We start from the raw sequence: 15,618 nt of genomic DNA, 5'->3' as shown, positions 1-15,618 counted from the left end.
TGTAATCTTGCTTTTGAAAGATTAAACTAAGGTATGCCATTGTTGTGAGCAGGTAGCTAGGAAAGGTGTGAAATTCGTGAGCAATCATAACCAATCACTCATTTATTTGGATCATGCGGCAACCTCTTGGCCTAAGCCGCCTGCAGTAACAGAAGCAGTTGTTAATGCTATGTTAAATGACGCTGCTAATCCGGGAAGAGGCAGTCATGCTATGGCTGTGCGAGCAAGTCGAATATTATTTGAAACGCGTAAACAATTGGCTAAACTATTTAACATAAAAAACCCGAATGACATAGCATTCACCTCTAATACGACGATGTCATTAAACATGGCGATAAAAGGTTGGTTGAAGCCTGGTGATCATGTTATCGCAACCTCAGTTGAACATAATTCAGTAAGAAGACCATTATATTATCTGGAACAGACAATCGGTATTGAAGTGACATATGTAGAATCAGATGAACGTGGAAAGATTAACATAGATGATGTTGCCTCAGCTATTCGTTCTAACACAACACTTGCTATTGTTAATCATAGTTCCAACCTGTTAGGAACAATTATGCCTGTTGCAGATATAGCTGAACTAACAAGGAAGCATGGAATAAAATTGTTAGTTGATGCCGCGCAAAGTGCAGGTATTTTACCTATAGATGTAAGAACAATGGGCATTCACATGCTGGCTTTCCCGGGACACAAAGGGTTGCTCGGCCCACAAGGCACAGGAGGGCTGTACATCGATCCTGAGCTTGACTTGGTGCCTTTATTGCATGGTGGGACAGGAAGCCAATCTGAGGCAGTAGAGCAGCCTCAAGTGAGGCCAGATCGTTATGAGGCGGGAACACAAAATACACCGGGCTTGGCAGGGCTCAAAACCGGTGTACAGTATGTTCTGAATGAGACGGTGCACAATATCCATACTAAGGAATGGATGCTTACTCAGAGATTAATGCAAGGCCTTGAACCAGTAAAGGGAGTCAAAATACTGGGACCAGAGCTTGGGGAACAAAGAACAGGTATTGTAGCTTTTAACCTAGAGGGCGTTGATCCTTCTGAATTATCATTCATATTGGATCAGCATTACCGAATTGCTGTGCGAGCTGGATTTCATTGCACTCCACTCGCACATGCTTGTGCAGGAACATTGGAAACAGGAGCTATACGAGCAAGTGTCGGTGTATTTACAACGAATGAAGAAATTGATGCGTTGACAGGTGCAATCAGAGAGATTGCACAGCAATATGGCGTTTAGCATTGAACTGGGGGCGGAGTAGCTAAGATGGAAGATTGGACATCAAATCCGATGAATGCAGTTACGGTGGGCATTGCGTTATTTGCCATCGTATTATTCATTTGGATAGCGGTTTTAGGCGGGCGGCTGAAAAAGCTAAGAAAGCAATATACAGCGGTTATGGGGAATACAGGTGTGACGAATATGGAAGATGTCATTGTTGAATTGAAGCAAGGCCTTGCCGAGCAGCAGCAAGCGAATACGGAGCTGAAGGCTCAGCTAATTGATATGCAATCTACTGTAACAAAGCAAAAAGGAAAAGTAGGCGTCATTCGTTATAATGCTTTTGCTGAACAGGGCAGTGATCTCAGCTTTTCAATCGCAATTATCAATGATGAGAAAGATGGAGCCGTATTTTCAGGTATTCATAGCAGGGAGAATACTTATGTCTATGCAAAACCTCTTGAAAAAGGCCAATCAGTATACCCTTTAACCCCTGAAGAGCATAAAGCTATTTTGGAAGCAAAATAGGAAATTTATTTGTTATTAAATATTATCCGAAGCTGCGGTTTGTTCAAGAACGCTGGTCGTGATATGCGCATTGTTCGCAATAGCAGTAAATAAACTGAGCGAAATAATGTCGGCCATTTTCATAACGAGATGCAGACGAGTGTTTTGCAGCACAAAATACTCCATAAATCCGCCTACATTAACGATACCAGTAATATGAATGTCGCCAACAGGAGGAAGGTCCTTGTTGACGCCAGCACCAGGACGCACAGGGCCTACACCAACTTGAATGCTGCCTACGCTGGATACTTGACCAAGGCAGGCATCAATGCCAATCACAAATGGTTTGTGGAACCGCCGATTGATCTCGATAAGGGTATCATCTAAATTCATAGCATGAACCGGATTTTCAAGCGTGCCAAATAGTGAGAAATGAGGGCTGCGGTATTTCGATAGTGAGGTTCCAATCAGCGGTCCTAAAGAGTCTCCTGTTGAACGGTCCGTGCCTACGCAGACAACTACGATGGGGCGTGCAGCAGCCATTTCTTCGAGCATGGCTGTAAGTCGATTTACTAGCATGCCAATTACGTTTGCGGTGGTGTAGGGTACCTTCAAAGGCGTCTCTTTAATAAATGAAAGCTTCATAGAATCCCTCCGATTATACCGATATGCTACTAGTATATGGATAGGACAACCATTTTATACGTCAGATAGTTTTGATATTTTGTTTGCCAAGAAAGTTTGTCATGCTAATTTAATGGAGGTCTTGCTTGTGTTAATTGCCTTCGATTCAACTCAGCAAGCATTGCGTGCAGAAATGCTGCTCGAATACGCAGATATTGAAATTGACATATGTCCCACGCCGAAGGAAATTACAGCCGGCTGCGCATTATCTATTCATTTTCCTGAGGAAGATTTGATAACGGTTAAGGAAGTTATTGTGCAGGAAAACGTGGAAGTTAGAGGTATATTTAAGCCGATTGAAGCCGGTTATGAGCAAATCGACATGTAAATATATTCAAAGTTAATAAGGAGGAATTGTGATGTCAATCAGAGAACGATATGATGAATTTGTTGATTGGTTGACAAACAATGAATTATGGCAAGCATTTGGTAGTTCTGCGCTGCGAATCGTTATGTTCTTATTCATTGGCCGTGTAGTTGTATGGGTAATCCATAAAACCATTGATCGAATTATTTTAGAGCGTGAGAACAAGATGTTGATCAACCACACTAGGCGAATGACAACCGTAGGCAAGCTGATGAAAAATGTAACTTCTTACGTCGTCTATTTTATAACCATTATGCTCATATTGTCTGAATTCGGGATTAATTTAGGGCCATTGCTCGCAGGAGCAGGTGTACTCGGACTTGCTGTCGGGTTCGGTGCGCAAAGCCTGGTGAAGGATATTATTACGGGATTTTTTATTGTACTCGAAGATCAATTCGCTGTAGGCGATGTGATTCAGACAGGGCAATTCAAAGGGACCGTAGAAGTCATTGGACTTAGAACAACCCGTATTCAGAGTTGGACCGGGGAGGTTCATATTGTTCCCAATGGCATGATCAATGAGGTTACAAACTTCTCGATTAATAATAGCATCGCGGTTGTTGATATTTCGATTGCTTTTGAGGAAGAAGTCAATCGTGCGCTAGAGGTCATTCGACATACGATGATCACGATGAAGGATGAAAATTTAATTAATGCACCGGAAGTGCTTGGTATTCAGGCTATTGCTCCAACAGGGGTAACGCTTCGAGTGATTGCTGAGTGTCGACCGAATACGCATCCGATCGTATCTCGCAAGTTAAATATGGAGCTGAAAAAGGCATTAGATGCGAGCGGTATTGAAATTCCGTATCCTCGAATGGTCACTTATCATCGCAATGGAAAGGGAGGCGAAAAAGATGGAGCGTAAGCAATTTGAGCTAGGTGATGTTGTTCAAATGAAAAAACAGCATCCATGCGGCTCTAATGAAATGGAAGTCATTCGAATGGGGATGGACATCCGCATTAAATGCGTCGGTTGTAAGCACAGCGTTCTAATCCCTAGAGCTAAATTTGAAAAAAACATGAAAAAGGTGCTACGCTCCAAAGCCTCTGAAGAAGGCTTAACGTAAGCAAAAGTACGAACGGCTGAGTGGTTTTAAGGAAATACTTGCGCGTTGACAAGCACTGTGATACAATAATTTTTACATGCGGAGAGGTACCCAAGAGGCCCAAGGGGGCTGACTCGAAATCAGCTAGGCGGGTCAAACCGTGCGTGGGTTCGAATCCCACCTTCTCCGCCATTATATTAAACATTTACGGTTCCTTCAGAGGAACCGTTTTTTTATGTCTTTTTAATAGATTAGGAAATACAAAGGAATAAATAATATAGAAAAGAGAGCTCTTGCGAGCTCTCTTCCTGACGGTGAATAATGGCTGAGTCGATCAATTCTCACTGCAAGCTGTTGAAACATCATTCGTCAATCGGAACAATTCAGCTAAAGCTTCATTAAATCCTTTTGAGCACAATCATACACGGCCGATTGAACGGTAACGTGTATCAATGCTCGAATGCGCGTGTGTTACAGACAAGTGTCTTTGGCACAACCCTCCGCTTCTCTCCTGAGTGGACGAAATCCTCACGCGATGAGAGCTAATCCGTTTTTAGACGGGTATAGTGTCTCCGCGTTTGCCGAAATGGTTCAATGGAACCACACCTCTCTTGCACCGTCAAAAATTAGAATGGCCAAACTGATGTTTTATTATTCAAAACCATGTAGAAAAATTAATGGCCCATTCGTTTCCATTTACGCTCGTGGTTAGAGGTGTCAGGAAAACGCTGCCCTTTGCTGAGCTTGACCTTCTTCGGATTATTGATTCCCATATGAAATGAGTTCACACCGTCCTCGATGTATGTGCCATCATTCGGAGCTTTGTCGCCCGGCGAAAACATTGTACCTTCACCCATTATGATCAGCCTCCAGCTTATATTTAGAGCGGATAGATAAATACACAAGATCTATCCCTTCATGTTGTAGTATTAGCGGGCAATGGGATTTGCATGAGTAGCAGATAACGGCTATAAAATGGATGAACCATCGCCAGAAGTTGCCTGCGTAGCAACATCATCTATTTTCGCTTGTCATAGGCGTACAGATTTGATATAGTATAGAGATGCGAGCAGAAGCTCGTTCCTTGCTCCATTTATGGGGCCGTTAGTCCAAGAGGAGGTGAAACAATATGCGCAAATATGAAGTAATGTACATCGTTCGTCCAGACGTTGAGCAAGAAGCCTTGCAAGCGATCGTTGACAAATTCCATGGCATTATCTCCAATGGCGGAGAAGTCACAAAGCAAGATGTGAGCGGAAAACGTCGTCTTGCGTATGAAATCAACAAGCTTCGTGATGGTTATTTTGTACTCGTTCATTTCAATGCAACTACTGAAGTTGTAAATGAACTTGACCGTATCATGAAGATTACGGATGAAGTTATCCGTTCGTTGATCGTCAGAGACGCCGCTTAATCCAAGCTGGATTGTTCGATTGGGAGGTCAGAAACGATGTTGAATCGTGTTATACTAATTGGTAGATTGACGAGAGACCCAGAGCTTCGCTATACACCTGCAGGTGTCGCAGTTACACAATTTACGTTAGCGGTAGATCGTCCGTTTACAAGCGGTGGTCAAGGTGAGCGTGAAGCGGATTTTATTCCGGTTGTAACATGGCGTCAACTGGCCGAGACTTGCGCCAACTATTTGCGCAAAGGCCGCTTAACAGCGGTTGAAGGTCGCATTCAAGTTCGGAATTACGAGAACAACGAAGGCAAACGCGTCTACGTGACGGAAGTTATCGCTGATAACGTTCGGTTCTTGGAATCCAACAAAGATGGCGGTGGATCGCGTGAAGAGGGTGGAAGCAGCTACAGCGGCGGTACAAGCACCGGCGGAAGCAATTTCGGCGGCAATGCGTCCCAAAGCAGCGGTAACCGTCCATCTGGTAATAACTCACGTAACGACAGCCGTGATCCGTTTCAGGATGACGGACGCCCGATTGATATATCAGAGGATGATTTGCCATTTTGATAATGGTGTAGCTCAGGCTGCACATGTCAATGGAGCAGTTGCACAGCCTTTAGCTGTTGTGTAATTGTAATATTTTCAACGATAAGGAGGATACCTATCATGGCTTTCAAGCAAAGAGATAACGGTGGCGACGAGCGTCCAGAACGTAAGTTCAGCGGACGTAAAGGCGGACGCAACAAACGCCGTAAAGTTTGTTTCTTCACTGTAAACAAAATTTCTAAAATTGACTATAAAGATGTTGATTTGTTGAAAAAGTTTATTAGCGAGCGCGGCAAAATCTTGCCACGTCGTGTGACTGGTACAAGCGCGAAATACCAACGCTTGCTTACAATCGCAATTAAACGTTCACGTCAAATCGCATTGCTTCCTTACACGACTGAATAGGTTGATGTCTGGAATCAAAAAGCCTACTGAGGTTTCTCAGTAGGCTTTTTTTGTATTTCTAATCGAATGATACGCATATATTCACGAGGTAAATAAGGGGAATATGGCTCTAAATGATGGATAGAATCATGCGCAGAATATATTTTGTATTGCAGTAAGGATGCAGGCTGCAGCAGCTGTTTGCTTCGCTGCTGATCCATTTGCTGATCCAAATGCCATGCGCCAGCTAAAATCAGAATGAAAATGAATGAGCTGATCGCTATTTTTGTACGCCGCATGATGATCACTCCTTTAGTAAGAGTAATCCCCATTTTAACTATTTTCATTCTCCCCGCTCTGTCATCTCAATTCTTTTGACAATTTTAGACTTGAACGATATACTAAAGTGTAGTCAAAAAACAACTAAATTAACTTTTTTATCGGAGGAGCCTGCCAACAGCGGGCTCTTTTTGCGTTTTTTTAAGGCTCCGGCAGAAATGGAAGTACTTTTATAGAAATAGGGAAAAGCTATGGAAGTCATTTGTAGAGGAAGGGGAGAGTGTTTTTGTTATCTGTCATCATCATTTTACCATTTATTATGGCTGCTATTAGTCCTTTGCTGCGAAAGCTGCTGCATGGACTTCATACGGGTTGGATTATTCTTCCTTTGCCAATTTTGCTGTTTAGTTATTTTCTATGGAAAATACCAGCGATTCAAAGCGGAGATACCATAACAGCAACCATCCCATGGATACCTTCATTAGGAGTCAATTTCACCGTTTATTTGGATGGTTTAGGTTTATTATTTGCCTTATTAATTACGGGAATTGGCGCGTTAGTCGTCCTTTATTCGATTTATTATTTGGATAAAAATAAGGAAGCGATAACATCCTTTTATGTTTATTTGCTTCTATTTATGGGGGCTATGCTCGGGGTTGTCCTATCAGATAATCTTATTGTGCTGTATGGTTTCTGGGAGCTGACGAGTATTTCCTCGTTCTTGCTGATCGCTTTCTGGAACCATAGAGAGAAATCGAGATATGGCGCATTAAAATCTATGCTTATTACAGTATTCGGCGGCCTTTCTATGCTGGCTGGTTTTGTACTGCTATATGTGATGTCAGGCACCTTTAGCATTCGTGAGATCATCGGCAGCGTTGATACGCTAAGCGGCCATGCATTGTTTTTGCCCGCAATGCTGCTTATTCTAGTCGGAGCGTTTACGAAATCGGCGCAGTTTCCATTCCATATTTGGCTGCCCGATGCGATGGAGGCTCCAACCCCTGTAAGTGCGTATCTGCACTCAGCGACGATGGTTAAGGCAGGTTTATATTTAGTCGCTAGGTTCAGTCCAATCTTCTCTGGAGAGTCGGCTTGGTTCTGGCTCGTTTCGTTCTTTGGTCTTGTGACGATGATTTATGGCTCTTTCCGAGCGATGAAGCAGACGGATTTAAAATCATTACTCGCGTTCTCAACGATTAGCCAGCTCGGCTTGCTGATGAGTTTATTTGGACTTGGATCGGCGGCGGCTTTCTATACAGGAGGTACAGATTCACTCTTTTATGCAAAAGCTACGATGGCGGCCATCTTTCACTTGATCAACCATGCTGTGTTTAAAGGTGCTTTGTTCATGGTTGTTGGGATCGTTGACCATGAAACAGGGACGAGAGACATTCGCAAGCTAGGCGGACTTATGGCTCTAATGCCAATAACCTTCTCCATTGCGCTTATTGGAGCCTTCTCGATGGCGGGCCTGCCACCGTTTAATGGCTTTTTGAGCAAGGAAATGTTTTTTACAGCGGCTCTTAATATTAGGCAGCTGGACTTTTTCAACGTTTCATTTATGCTGGCTATCATTCCCGTTATCGCATGGGTTGCAAGTATATTTACATTTGTATACAGCATGATTTTGCTATTTAGAACGTTTATGGGACCAGCACAGTTTGAAAAGTTGGCGAAGAAGCCGCATGAAGCGCCGCTCGGCATGCTTATTTCCCCGGTCATTCTTGCTTCTTTAGCTGTCGTTATCGGTTTGTTCCCAAATCTGCTTGCGTACTCTTTAATTGAACCTGCCATGGCTGCGATTCATCCGAATGTGCTGCTGCCCGGCGAGCGTTTCCTCGTGCATATTCAATTCTGGCATGGCTGGACAGCTGAAATATTTATGACGATGGGCGTCGTTATTGCAGGGACACTTTTGTTCAAGTTTCATCAACGTATCCAGTGGATCAATCAACCGCTCTTCCAGCACATCTCATTGAACCAAATGTATGATGGAGGGCTTCGAGTATTGGATAGAGGCTCCAATCGGTTGACCAACCGTTATATGACGGGTTCCATTCGCCACTACTTGATGTACATTTTTGTATTTCTAATTGTGTCACTTGGGTTAACGATGATCCAAGAGAAATTGAATGTGTTTCAGTTCTCGGATTATGCTCCAATATCCGTATATGAGGCGGTTATTATTATCGTCTTAGTCATATCGGTTATTGCTATACCGTTTACGAAGTCGAGAATGATGGCTATCATTTTAACGGGTGCGGCAGGTTATATGGTCACCTTGTTTTTTGTCATCCTACAGGCGCCTGATCTAGCTTTGACTCAGATGATCGTCGAGACAGTATCGGTGACGCTGTTCCTCTTATGTTTCTATCATTTGCCGAAGCTGAGCAAGGAAATAGCCGCCCTGCGTTTTCGACTATCTAATTTCGTTATTGCGCTTAGTGTGGGAATTATAATGACATTAATTGCGCTTGGTGCAAGCGGAAATCGCGCGTTTGATTCTATATCAGACTTTTTCTTAAAAGAGAGCTACGAATTAGCGGGCGGCAAAAATGTGGTTAACGTCATCCTCGTTGATTTCCGCGGCTTTGATACGATGCTTGAAATTGTTGTCCTTGCCATCGCTTCATTAGGTATTTATGCCATGATTAAGCTGAAGCTGGATACAGAGGATGAAAGAGTGTTTCTGCCTAAGCAAAGCAATAGAGGAAAGCTGGCGTTTCCCGTAGTAAGAAGCAACGATGTTATTCTGAAGACGATAGCGAAAGTCGTTATCTTCATTATATTGACGTTCTCAGTGTATTTGATGTTCGCAGGGCATAACCATCCAGGCGGAGGATTTATCGGGGCATTARTGGCGTCGGCTGCATTTATTTTGCTTACGATGGCCTTTGGATTGCAGACGATGCGTGAGGTCATTCCTATCGATTTCCGAGTATTAACAGCGATTGGGCTGTCGATAGCTATTTTGACGGGAGTAGGATCTTTTATATTTGGCGCACCATTTCTCAGCCATGCCTTTGGTCACTTCGAGCTGCCGCTATTGGGCGATACGGAGCTTGCTACGGCAATGCTGTTTGATTTAGGGGTATATTTGACCGTTATTGGCGTGACGATGACCATCATTTTAACGATAGGGAGGGATAAGTAGCTATGGAATTGTATATGTCACTCGCAATCGGTGTTATTTTTACAGTCGGGGTGTATCTGATCTTGTCCAAAAGCCTGCTGCGTATCATTTTGGGAACCTCTATCCTTACCCATGGTGTTCATTTGCTGCTGCTTACGATGTCCAAGCTGAAAACAGGAGCTGCGCCACTGCTTGGCGAAAAGGCGGAAACGTATGTTGATCCACTGCCGCAGGCTCTGATTCTAACTTCTATCGTCATCAGCTTTGGCGTGACTTCCTTTTTCTTTGTACTCGCTTATAAGGCTTATCAGAAGCTGGGTACTGACGATATGGAGCAGTTAAGGGGGAATGACGATGAATAATCTGCTTGTATTCCCGCTTCTCATTCCTTTGTGTACGGCAGTTATTCTTTTGTTTTTTAAAAATAGTGTGATCGGGCAGCGCTGGATAAGTGCGATTGGTATGCTTTTTAATCTGGCTGCAGCTATTGTCCTTATCTATCAAGTAAAAACGGAGGGCATTCAAACGCTGCATATGGGAGGCTGGCTGCCGCCGTATGGTATTGTGTTCGTTGGGGATATGCTTGCCGCATTGCTTGTTTTGGCTACTTCGATTGTCGGCACCTTCTGTTTGTTCTTTGCATTCGGAACGATCGGCAAGGAGAGAGAAAAATATTATTTTTATCCGTTTTATCAGTTTCTGCTCGTCGGTGTGAGCGGATCGTTTCTTACGGGAGATTTGTTTAATTTATTTGTGTGCTTCGAAGTTATGCTCATTTCCTCCTATGCGCTTATCGTGCTTGGAGGGACGAAGAAGCAGCTCCGCGAAACGTTGAAATATATATTAATTAATATTTTATCCTCAACACTATTTGTTGCAGCAGTCGCCTATTTGTACGGAGTTGTAGGCACTTTGAACATGGCGGATCTATCACAGCGCATAGCTGAAGTAGGTCAGAGCGGCGTCTTGAACGTCATAGCGATACTGTTCATGATCGTATTTTCTTTAAAGGCGGGACTGTTCCTATTTTTCTGGCTGCCCGGCTCTTATAGTGCGCCTCCGGCAGCGGTATCCGCATTGTTTGGTGCGCTGCTCACGAAAGTAGGCTTATATGCTCTCATACGGACATTTACGCTTATCTTTTATCACGAACCTGCGATTACGCATCATTGGATGGCTTGGATGGCCGCTGCAACGATGGTTTTAGGCGCTTTCGGGGCAGCCGCTTATTCCGATATTGGCCGTATTTTGAACTACAATGTCATCATCAGCGTTGGTTTTCTAGCTTTTGGGTTAGCAGTGAGCTCAAAGGAAGCGCTAGATGGAGTCGTGTTCTATTTGCTGCACGATATGGTTGCCAAGGCACTCCTTTTTATCATTGGAGGAATGCTTATGTATATTGCTGGTACGGGGCGTTTAAAGGAAATGGGAGGCTTGATCAAGCGTTATCCGTTTATGGGCTGGATGTTTTTTATCACAGCGTTAGCCATTGCAGGCATTCCTCCACTTAGTGGATTCACAGGAAAACTGCTGATCATTATGGGCGGCTTTCAGGAAAAATATTTCTGGCTTACAGCTGTGTCGCTAGCATCAAGCTTCATCGTGCTCTATTCCTTGATCAAAATATTTATGGCGGCTTTCTGGGGTGCAGAGATGAAAAACGCCGAATCGCTGCCTGCCCTTAATAAAGGATTCATCGTTTCCGCAGCAGGGTTATGCTTGATCGTCGTTGCGATGGGCATCGGATCGGAATGGGTGTATCAATATGTTTCTGAAGCAGGGCATACGCTTATCAATCCGGCGCAGTATATTGATGCCGTATTAAAGGAGTAGATGAGATGGCTTTGCAAATCTTATTAAACTTAATCATTTCGTTCGTATGGATGTTTCTTCACAATGACTGGTCGGCTCCGCGGTTTATCGTAGGTTATATCATCGGTATTTTATTTATAGGGCTGCTCAGCAGGTTTTGGCCGCATGACTTTTATATGAAAAGAGTATGGGCAATCTTTAAGCTGCTTGTGCTGTTTATAAAGGAATTGTTTGTATCCAGCTTCGTTGTGATTGGACTAATCGTTCGTCCTAAGCTCGCCATACGTCCAGGAATTTTTGCTCTGCAAACCGAGCTCAAAACAGACTGGGAAATCACAGTGCTGTCCTGCCTAATCTGTTTGACACCAGGGACGCTGACGCTCGACGTATCCAAGGATGGCCGAACATTATATATTCATGCGATGGATATGGATGATGCGGAGCTGCTCTCACAGCAGATCAAGGATTCTTTTGAAAAAGCGATTATGGAGGTGACTCGGTAATGCTGTCCCCTTTGCTTATTGCATCATTAGTTATACTATCACTAGCTATTTTGGGCTGTATGTACAGGCTGCTCAAAGGTCCATCCATAACGGATCGGATCGCTGCTTTGGATACGATTGGCGTCATTTTATTATCGATGATTGCAGTCATTTGCATGCTGCTAAAAACACAAAATTATTTCGATATCATATTATTGATCGGCATATTGACCTTTATCGGGACAACCGCTTTTGCAAGATATATTGAAAGGGGTGTCGTCTTTGAACATGGAGATGATAAGTAAAGCAGGAGAGCTGATTATTGGTCTGATGGTTTTGTTTGGTGCATTAATTGGTGCTCTAAGTGCTTTTGGCTTAATTCGGCTTCCTGACGTTTATTTACGATCACATGCGGCAACCAAAAGCGCGACGCTTGGGGTGTTGTTCATTTTGGTAGCCGCTTTCCTATACTTTATGATTTATTTGGAGCATACGAGCGCCAAGCTGCTGTTAGGTATTGTGTTCGTATTCATCACAGGTCCGGTAGCCGGGCATTTAAATGGAAGAGCGGCCTATCGTTCAGGCGTACCGCTATGGAATAAAAGCATACAGGATGATTTGAAGGACGCCTCTAAAGAGGAACAGGGATAATTTCCAGCAAAGGCTAGCATACCTTTCTAATCGATCCGCTTCAAAAAGGAATGAAACATGATTTTTAATAAAATAAGATGATAGGCGAGCCCGATGCCAAATACCCCTAAAGCAGCTGAAGGCTCGCCTGCTATGCCTAATAAATAGCTTTTGGCAGGCCAGTAGCTTGGAATCCAAGCGCCTAAATACTGCCATGGCAAGGGGGTGAAGGCAGCAATAATAGGCCCTGCAAAAAGTAGACCACTTATTTTGGACAAGGCTAAGCCTTCGACCTTATTAGAAGCAAAAGTCGCTAGAAACAAAGCCAAACATGGAGCCTCTAGGGTTAGCAATACGATGGTATACAAACTTTCGATTTGAATCTTTGCAATGCCCGATAATAGGATGAATAAACTGGCTAAGCTTATTGCAAGTGCGCATGGCAGCAGTAATCGATACAAAAAATAGCCTTTACGTGTGAAAGGGGTAATCGCATAATAAGCAATCATGTTTTCATCCCGTTCATCGAGCATAAGAAGCCCAGCCATTGTCCCTGGAAGCAGCGGTATGACAAGCATAAGGAACGTTACCGCGAAATTGGAATAATCCATCAATAAAAAGCCGTACTGCTCCTGTATCCAATCGGATAATGGAGGGAAGACATATCGTGCAACCACGATAATGGCTAGGGGACCAAATAAACTGGCCATAAGCATAGGATCCATCCTAATTTGCCTCGCGTCATTCCTCATAAAAGCTTTAATTTTCAGTATCATCATGAATCCCCCTTTCCTATTTTCATAAGAATGACCTGCTGAAATGACCGTTTAGCCCATAAGAAAACGAGTGTGTTGCCCAATAATAAAATGAAAATAGCATACAACGTTTCTGCGACAGTGGGCTGTTTGATCATTGATTTTAACAACAAGAGGGTCCCTTCCGTAGGGATGATCATGTACAAATATTGATTGCCAATGTGAAAGAAGCCGAGTAGAGGAAGCGCAAACGGCAGAGCATAGAGCTGTGAGCGTAGAATAAAACCGTTTACCGATTGCGAGCGTACAACTACGCCAATAGATAACAAGGTGAAAAAGCTGGATGTAAGCAGGATGCCAATCGTGAAATGAAAGGGTGAAGCGGGTACACCAATGGAAAATAGATGTATAGCCCAGGCAGATGAAATCGAGAGCAAGGCAAGAGAAGAGGCTTTGGCGAGTAAATATTCGGTTACACGAAGCGGTGTTACGAACAGACTGTCATGAATGCCTTGGTCTTTCTCAAGCAAGACAATGCCGCCTGCTAGAATTAACCCTAACGCACTTGGATCAGAAAAGGTAAGCAATAGAGCAACGGTTGTTTTGTAGTCTGTGGGAATAGAGTGGAGCAATAGGAGATATATTGTGCAGACGAGCATGTAGATCAGGTAAAATTTATGGCGCCACTGGAAACGAAGATCATGACATACGGTCATCCACATTCTCATACTAAAGCCCTGCCTGTCACATCAATAAATATTTGTTCAAGAGTTGCTTCTAAGGAATGAATCGTTTCGATTTTTTCATGACGTATAAGGTTCATAAATTGCTGATTCCCCGCAAGCCCAGCCATAGAAAAATGTTCGGTTATCAGCTCATGCTGCTTTAAATATTCAATTCGAACACTGTTTTGGCCATGTCGCAGTCTTAGCTCTCTAGGAGAATCAATAAGCTTAATCTGACCATCGACAATAAAAGCAACACGGTCGCAAAGCTCCTCGGCTGCTTGCATGTTATGCGTTGTGATGACGATGGTAGTACCTGCAGCTTTCCTCTCCAAAATCAACTCTTTCATCCGCTTTGCATTTACGGGATCAAGGCCGGAGGTCGGTTCGTCGAGAAACAAAATATTTGGTTGATGCAGCAATGCACGACAAAAATTCAACCTCATCTTCATGCCTTTGGATAGCTGTGAAACCTTCATATTCGCCGCATCCTGCAGTCCGACCTGGGAGAGGAGATGCATAGGGTCCAAGGTAACGCCTGCATAAAGAGAACGAAACAATTTTAAGTTTTCAAGGACTGTAAACTTGCTGTAGAAGTTGGGGAATTCAAAAGCAACGCCGATTTGTTCATAATAGTCGGGACCAGTGCTCTTGATTTCATGATCCAAAACGCGCACACTGCCTGCGTAACCTTTGAGTGCACCGATTAATATTTTTTGCGTAGTGCTCTTTCCAGCACCTGATGGACCGAGAAAACCAAATACTTCTCCCGGTGCGATTGAAAAGGTAAGGCCGTGCAGAATCGTATTTGTTGTACCGGGATACCTGTACTCAAGCTGATTCACTTCGATCATCTGATAATTTCGCCTCCTAAATCACGCTTTGCATACATACCTTCCGCAACAATATCAAGCATAAATGAAATGGTATCGGAATAAATGCCGGGCCCGATTTCCTGCTTATGCAAGGTAAGAAGGACAAGCGCTCTAATCATACTGACGATAAGCTCAGGCTTTGTATGAGCGAGAATGCCAGCTGCTTGCCAATGATGAATAATTGGCATTAAGGCATCTGCATCATCCGAGAAATTATGTTCCAAGAGCTCTGGAGGCAGCTTGCGTACAAGCTGAGCAAATTCACCTTCCAAATACATTTGACGAACCATAGGGCTTTCGCCTAATAGACGGAAGGATTCAATAAGAAATTGATGAATACTGTCTTTGGTTACGAGTTCACTCCGATTTAACGAAGCAAGCAGACGGTTGCGAATTAAAGCCTCCTCTTCAAGCAGAATGTGATAAAAGAGCTCCTCCTTCGAATTGAAGAACATATAGAAGGAGCCTTGTGCAATGCCGCAAGCTTTCGTTAAATCCTCAATGCTTGTTTTGCGAAGACCAGCAGCTTCGAAGCAGCGTTTGCCCTCTTCGAACAGCTTTTTGCTAATCCATTGTTTCTCTTGCTCACTGAATTTTTTGGGCATAGGGATTCTCTTTTCTTTTTTATGATTTTATGAATAATTTTATTTTATATTCACAATAAGCGATAAAGGAGATTTCAGTCAAGCATAATAAAAGAGCAGTACCCAAGTAGAGGATACTGCCCTTATTTTGAAATTTTAGAAAGCAG

General features: G+C 43.4%; 21 protein-coding genes and 1 tRNA gene. 15 read left to right on the top strand and 7 right to left on the bottom strand.

From position 1 onward, the window contains the following. Window positions 1–76 precede the first annotated feature (76 nt). A complete protein-coding gene (locus AC1DPK_RS23590) occupies window positions 77–1,249 on the top strand; it encodes an aminotransferase class V-fold PLP-dependent enzyme (RefSeq protein ID WP_477511809.1) in 1,173 nt (390 codons plus the stop codon). A 27-nt stretch (window positions 1,250–1,276) separates the two neighbouring features. Next, window positions 1,277–1,759 carry a DUF4446 family protein gene (locus AC1DPK_RS23585; RefSeq protein WP_477511808.1) on the top strand — a complete coding sequence of 161 codons (483 nt, stop codon included), beginning with the start codon at window positions 1,277–1,279 and terminating at the stop codon, window positions 1,757–1,759. A gap of 15 nt (window positions 1,760–1,774) precedes the next feature. Here AC1DPK_RS23585 and yyaC read toward each other — a convergent pair whose 3' ends face one another. Continuing rightward, the gene (gene yyaC / locus AC1DPK_RS23580) at window positions 1,775–2,383 is read right to left on the bottom strand and encodes a spore protease YyaC (RefSeq protein ID WP_339205822.1); all 609 of its coding nucleotides are present in this window, start codon (window positions 2,381–2,383) and stop codon (window positions 1,775–1,777) included. A gap of 112 nt (window positions 2,384–2,495) precedes the next feature. On the opposite strand from yyaC, the gene AC1DPK_RS23575 reads away from it, so the two are divergent. The 4 genes from AC1DPK_RS23575 (at window position 2,496) to AC1DPK_RS23560 (ending at window position 4,030) form a co-directional block, all read left to right on the top strand. After that, window positions 2,496–2,750 (top strand): putative Se/S carrier protein, encoded by a 255-nt coding sequence (locus AC1DPK_RS23575; protein ID WP_076266583.1) that lies wholly within the window; start codon window positions 2,496–2,498, stop codon window positions 2,748–2,750. A gap of 31 nt (window positions 2,751–2,781) precedes the next feature. Continuing rightward, complete coding sequence (locus AC1DPK_RS23570; RefSeq protein ID WP_076266582.1) at window positions 2,782–3,657, top strand: mechanosensitive ion channel family protein; 876 nt, start codon at window positions 2,782–2,784, stop codon at window positions 3,655–3,657. Next, window positions 3,647–3,859: a DUF951 domain-containing protein gene (locus AC1DPK_RS23565; protein WP_054025760.1), complete on the top strand. Its 213-nt coding sequence runs from the start codon at window positions 3,647–3,649 to the stop codon at window positions 3,857–3,859. The genes AC1DPK_RS23570 and AC1DPK_RS23565 overlap by 11 nt, the downstream gene beginning before the upstream one ends. 80 nt (window positions 3,860–3,939) lie before the next feature. After that, window positions 3,940–4,030, top strand: a tRNA-Ser gene (locus AC1DPK_RS23560). Window positions 4,031–4,512: 482 nt separating this feature from the next. Here AC1DPK_RS23560 and AC1DPK_RS23555 read toward each other — a convergent pair. Beyond that, window positions 4,513–4,695: a YjzC family protein gene (locus AC1DPK_RS23555; RefSeq protein ID WP_076266580.1), complete on the bottom strand. Its 183-nt coding sequence runs from the start codon at window positions 4,693–4,695 to the stop codon at window positions 4,513–4,515. 272 nt (window positions 4,696–4,967) lie between these two features. Here AC1DPK_RS23555 and rpsF point away from each other — a divergent pair, with 272 nt between their 5' ends. From rpsF to rpsR, 3 genes are all read left to right on the top strand, one after another. Beyond that, complete coding sequence (rpsF, locus tag AC1DPK_RS23550; RefSeq protein ID WP_054025758.1) at window positions 4,968–5,252, top strand: 30S ribosomal protein S6; 285 nt, start codon at window positions 4,968–4,970, stop codon at window positions 5,250–5,252. A 36-nt stretch (window positions 5,253–5,288) separates the two neighbouring features. Then, a complete protein-coding gene (ssb, locus tag AC1DPK_RS23545; protein ID WP_054025757.1) occupies window positions 5,289–5,810 on the top strand; it encodes a single-stranded DNA-binding protein in 522 nt (173 codons plus the stop codon). 99 nt (window positions 5,811–5,909) lie between these two features. Next, a complete protein-coding gene (rpsR, locus tag AC1DPK_RS23540) occupies window positions 5,910–6,194 on the top strand; it encodes a 30S ribosomal protein S18 (RefSeq protein WP_054025756.1) in 285 nt (94 codons plus the stop codon). A 23-nt stretch (window positions 6,195–6,217) separates the two neighbouring features. Here the strand turns inward: rpsR and AC1DPK_RS23535 are convergent, their stop codons facing one another. Continuing rightward, the gene (locus tag AC1DPK_RS23535) at window positions 6,218–6,472 is read right to left on the bottom strand and encodes a hypothetical protein (protein ID WP_477511807.1); all 255 of its coding nucleotides are present in this window, start codon (window positions 6,470–6,472) and stop codon (window positions 6,218–6,220) included. 260 nt (window positions 6,473–6,732) lie between these two features. Between AC1DPK_RS23535 and AC1DPK_RS23530 the strand changes: the two genes are divergently transcribed. Genes AC1DPK_RS23530 through mnhG form a run of 6 tightly spaced genes read left to right on the top strand, consistent with a single transcriptional unit; the run spans window position 6,733 to window position 12,533 of the window. Beyond that, on the top strand, window positions 6,733–9,609 hold the full coding sequence (locus AC1DPK_RS23530) for a Na+/H+ antiporter subunit A (protein WP_477511806.1): 2,877 nt from the start codon (window positions 6,733–6,735) through the stop codon (window positions 9,607–9,609). A 2-nt stretch (window positions 9,610–9,611) separates the two neighbouring features. Beyond that, window positions 9,612–9,950 (top strand): Na(+)/H(+) antiporter subunit C, encoded by a 339-nt coding sequence (locus AC1DPK_RS23525; RefSeq protein ID WP_054025754.1) that lies wholly within the window; start codon window positions 9,612–9,614, stop codon window positions 9,948–9,950. Then, complete coding sequence (locus tag AC1DPK_RS23520) at window positions 9,943–11,421, top strand: Na+/H+ antiporter subunit D (protein WP_477511805.1); 1,479 nt, start codon at window positions 9,943–9,945, stop codon at window positions 11,419–11,421. The genes AC1DPK_RS23525 and AC1DPK_RS23520 overlap by 8 nt, the downstream gene beginning before the upstream one ends. A 5-nt stretch (window positions 11,422–11,426) precedes the next feature. Continuing rightward, complete coding sequence (locus AC1DPK_RS23515) at window positions 11,427–11,903, top strand: Na+/H+ antiporter subunit E (protein ID WP_477511804.1); 477 nt, start codon at window positions 11,427–11,429, stop codon at window positions 11,901–11,903. Beyond that, window positions 11,903–12,187: a Na(+)/H(+) antiporter subunit F1 gene (locus tag AC1DPK_RS23510; RefSeq protein ID WP_477511803.1), complete on the top strand. Its 285-nt coding sequence runs from the start codon at window positions 11,903–11,905 to the stop codon at window positions 12,185–12,187. Before AC1DPK_RS23515 ends, AC1DPK_RS23510 begins: the two co-directional genes overlap by 1 nt. Next, window positions 12,171–12,533 (top strand): monovalent cation/H(+) antiporter subunit G, encoded by a 363-nt coding sequence (gene mnhG / locus AC1DPK_RS23505; protein ID WP_076266573.1) that lies wholly within the window; start codon window positions 12,171–12,173, stop codon window positions 12,531–12,533. Before AC1DPK_RS23510 ends, mnhG begins: the two co-directional genes overlap by 17 nt. A 26-nt stretch (window positions 12,534–12,559) precedes the next feature. Here mnhG and AC1DPK_RS23500 read toward each other — a convergent pair whose 3' ends face one another. Genes AC1DPK_RS23500 through AC1DPK_RS23485 form a run of 4 tightly spaced genes read right to left on the bottom strand, consistent with a single transcriptional unit; the run spans window position 12,560 to window position 15,472 of the window. Further along, entirely contained in the window at window positions 12,560–13,291 is a 732-nt protein-coding gene (locus tag AC1DPK_RS23500) for a hypothetical protein (protein WP_477511802.1), read from the bottom strand. Further along, window positions 13,288–13,995, bottom strand: coding sequence for a fluoroquinolone export ABC transporter permease subunit (locus AC1DPK_RS23495; RefSeq protein WP_477511801.1), 708 nt, complete (start codon window positions 13,993–13,995; stop codon window positions 13,288–13,290). Before AC1DPK_RS23495 ends, AC1DPK_RS23500 begins: the two co-directional genes overlap by 4 nt. Then, window positions 13,992–14,846, bottom strand: coding sequence for an ABC transporter ATP-binding protein (locus tag AC1DPK_RS23490; protein WP_477511800.1), 855 nt, complete (start codon window positions 14,844–14,846; stop codon window positions 13,992–13,994). The genes AC1DPK_RS23495 and AC1DPK_RS23490 overlap by 4 nt, the downstream gene beginning before the upstream one ends. Beyond that, window positions 14,843–15,472: a TetR/AcrR family transcriptional regulator gene (locus AC1DPK_RS23485; RefSeq protein WP_477511799.1), complete on the bottom strand. Its 630-nt coding sequence runs from the start codon at window positions 15,470–15,472 to the stop codon at window positions 14,843–14,845. The genes AC1DPK_RS23490 and AC1DPK_RS23485 overlap by 4 nt, the downstream gene beginning before the upstream one ends. Between the last annotated feature and the right edge of the window lie 146 nt (window positions 15,473–15,618).

It is taken from the genome of Paenibacillus sp. 01T424 (assembly GCF_056398745.1).
This window is presented reverse-complemented; position numbering and strand designations above follow the sequence as displayed.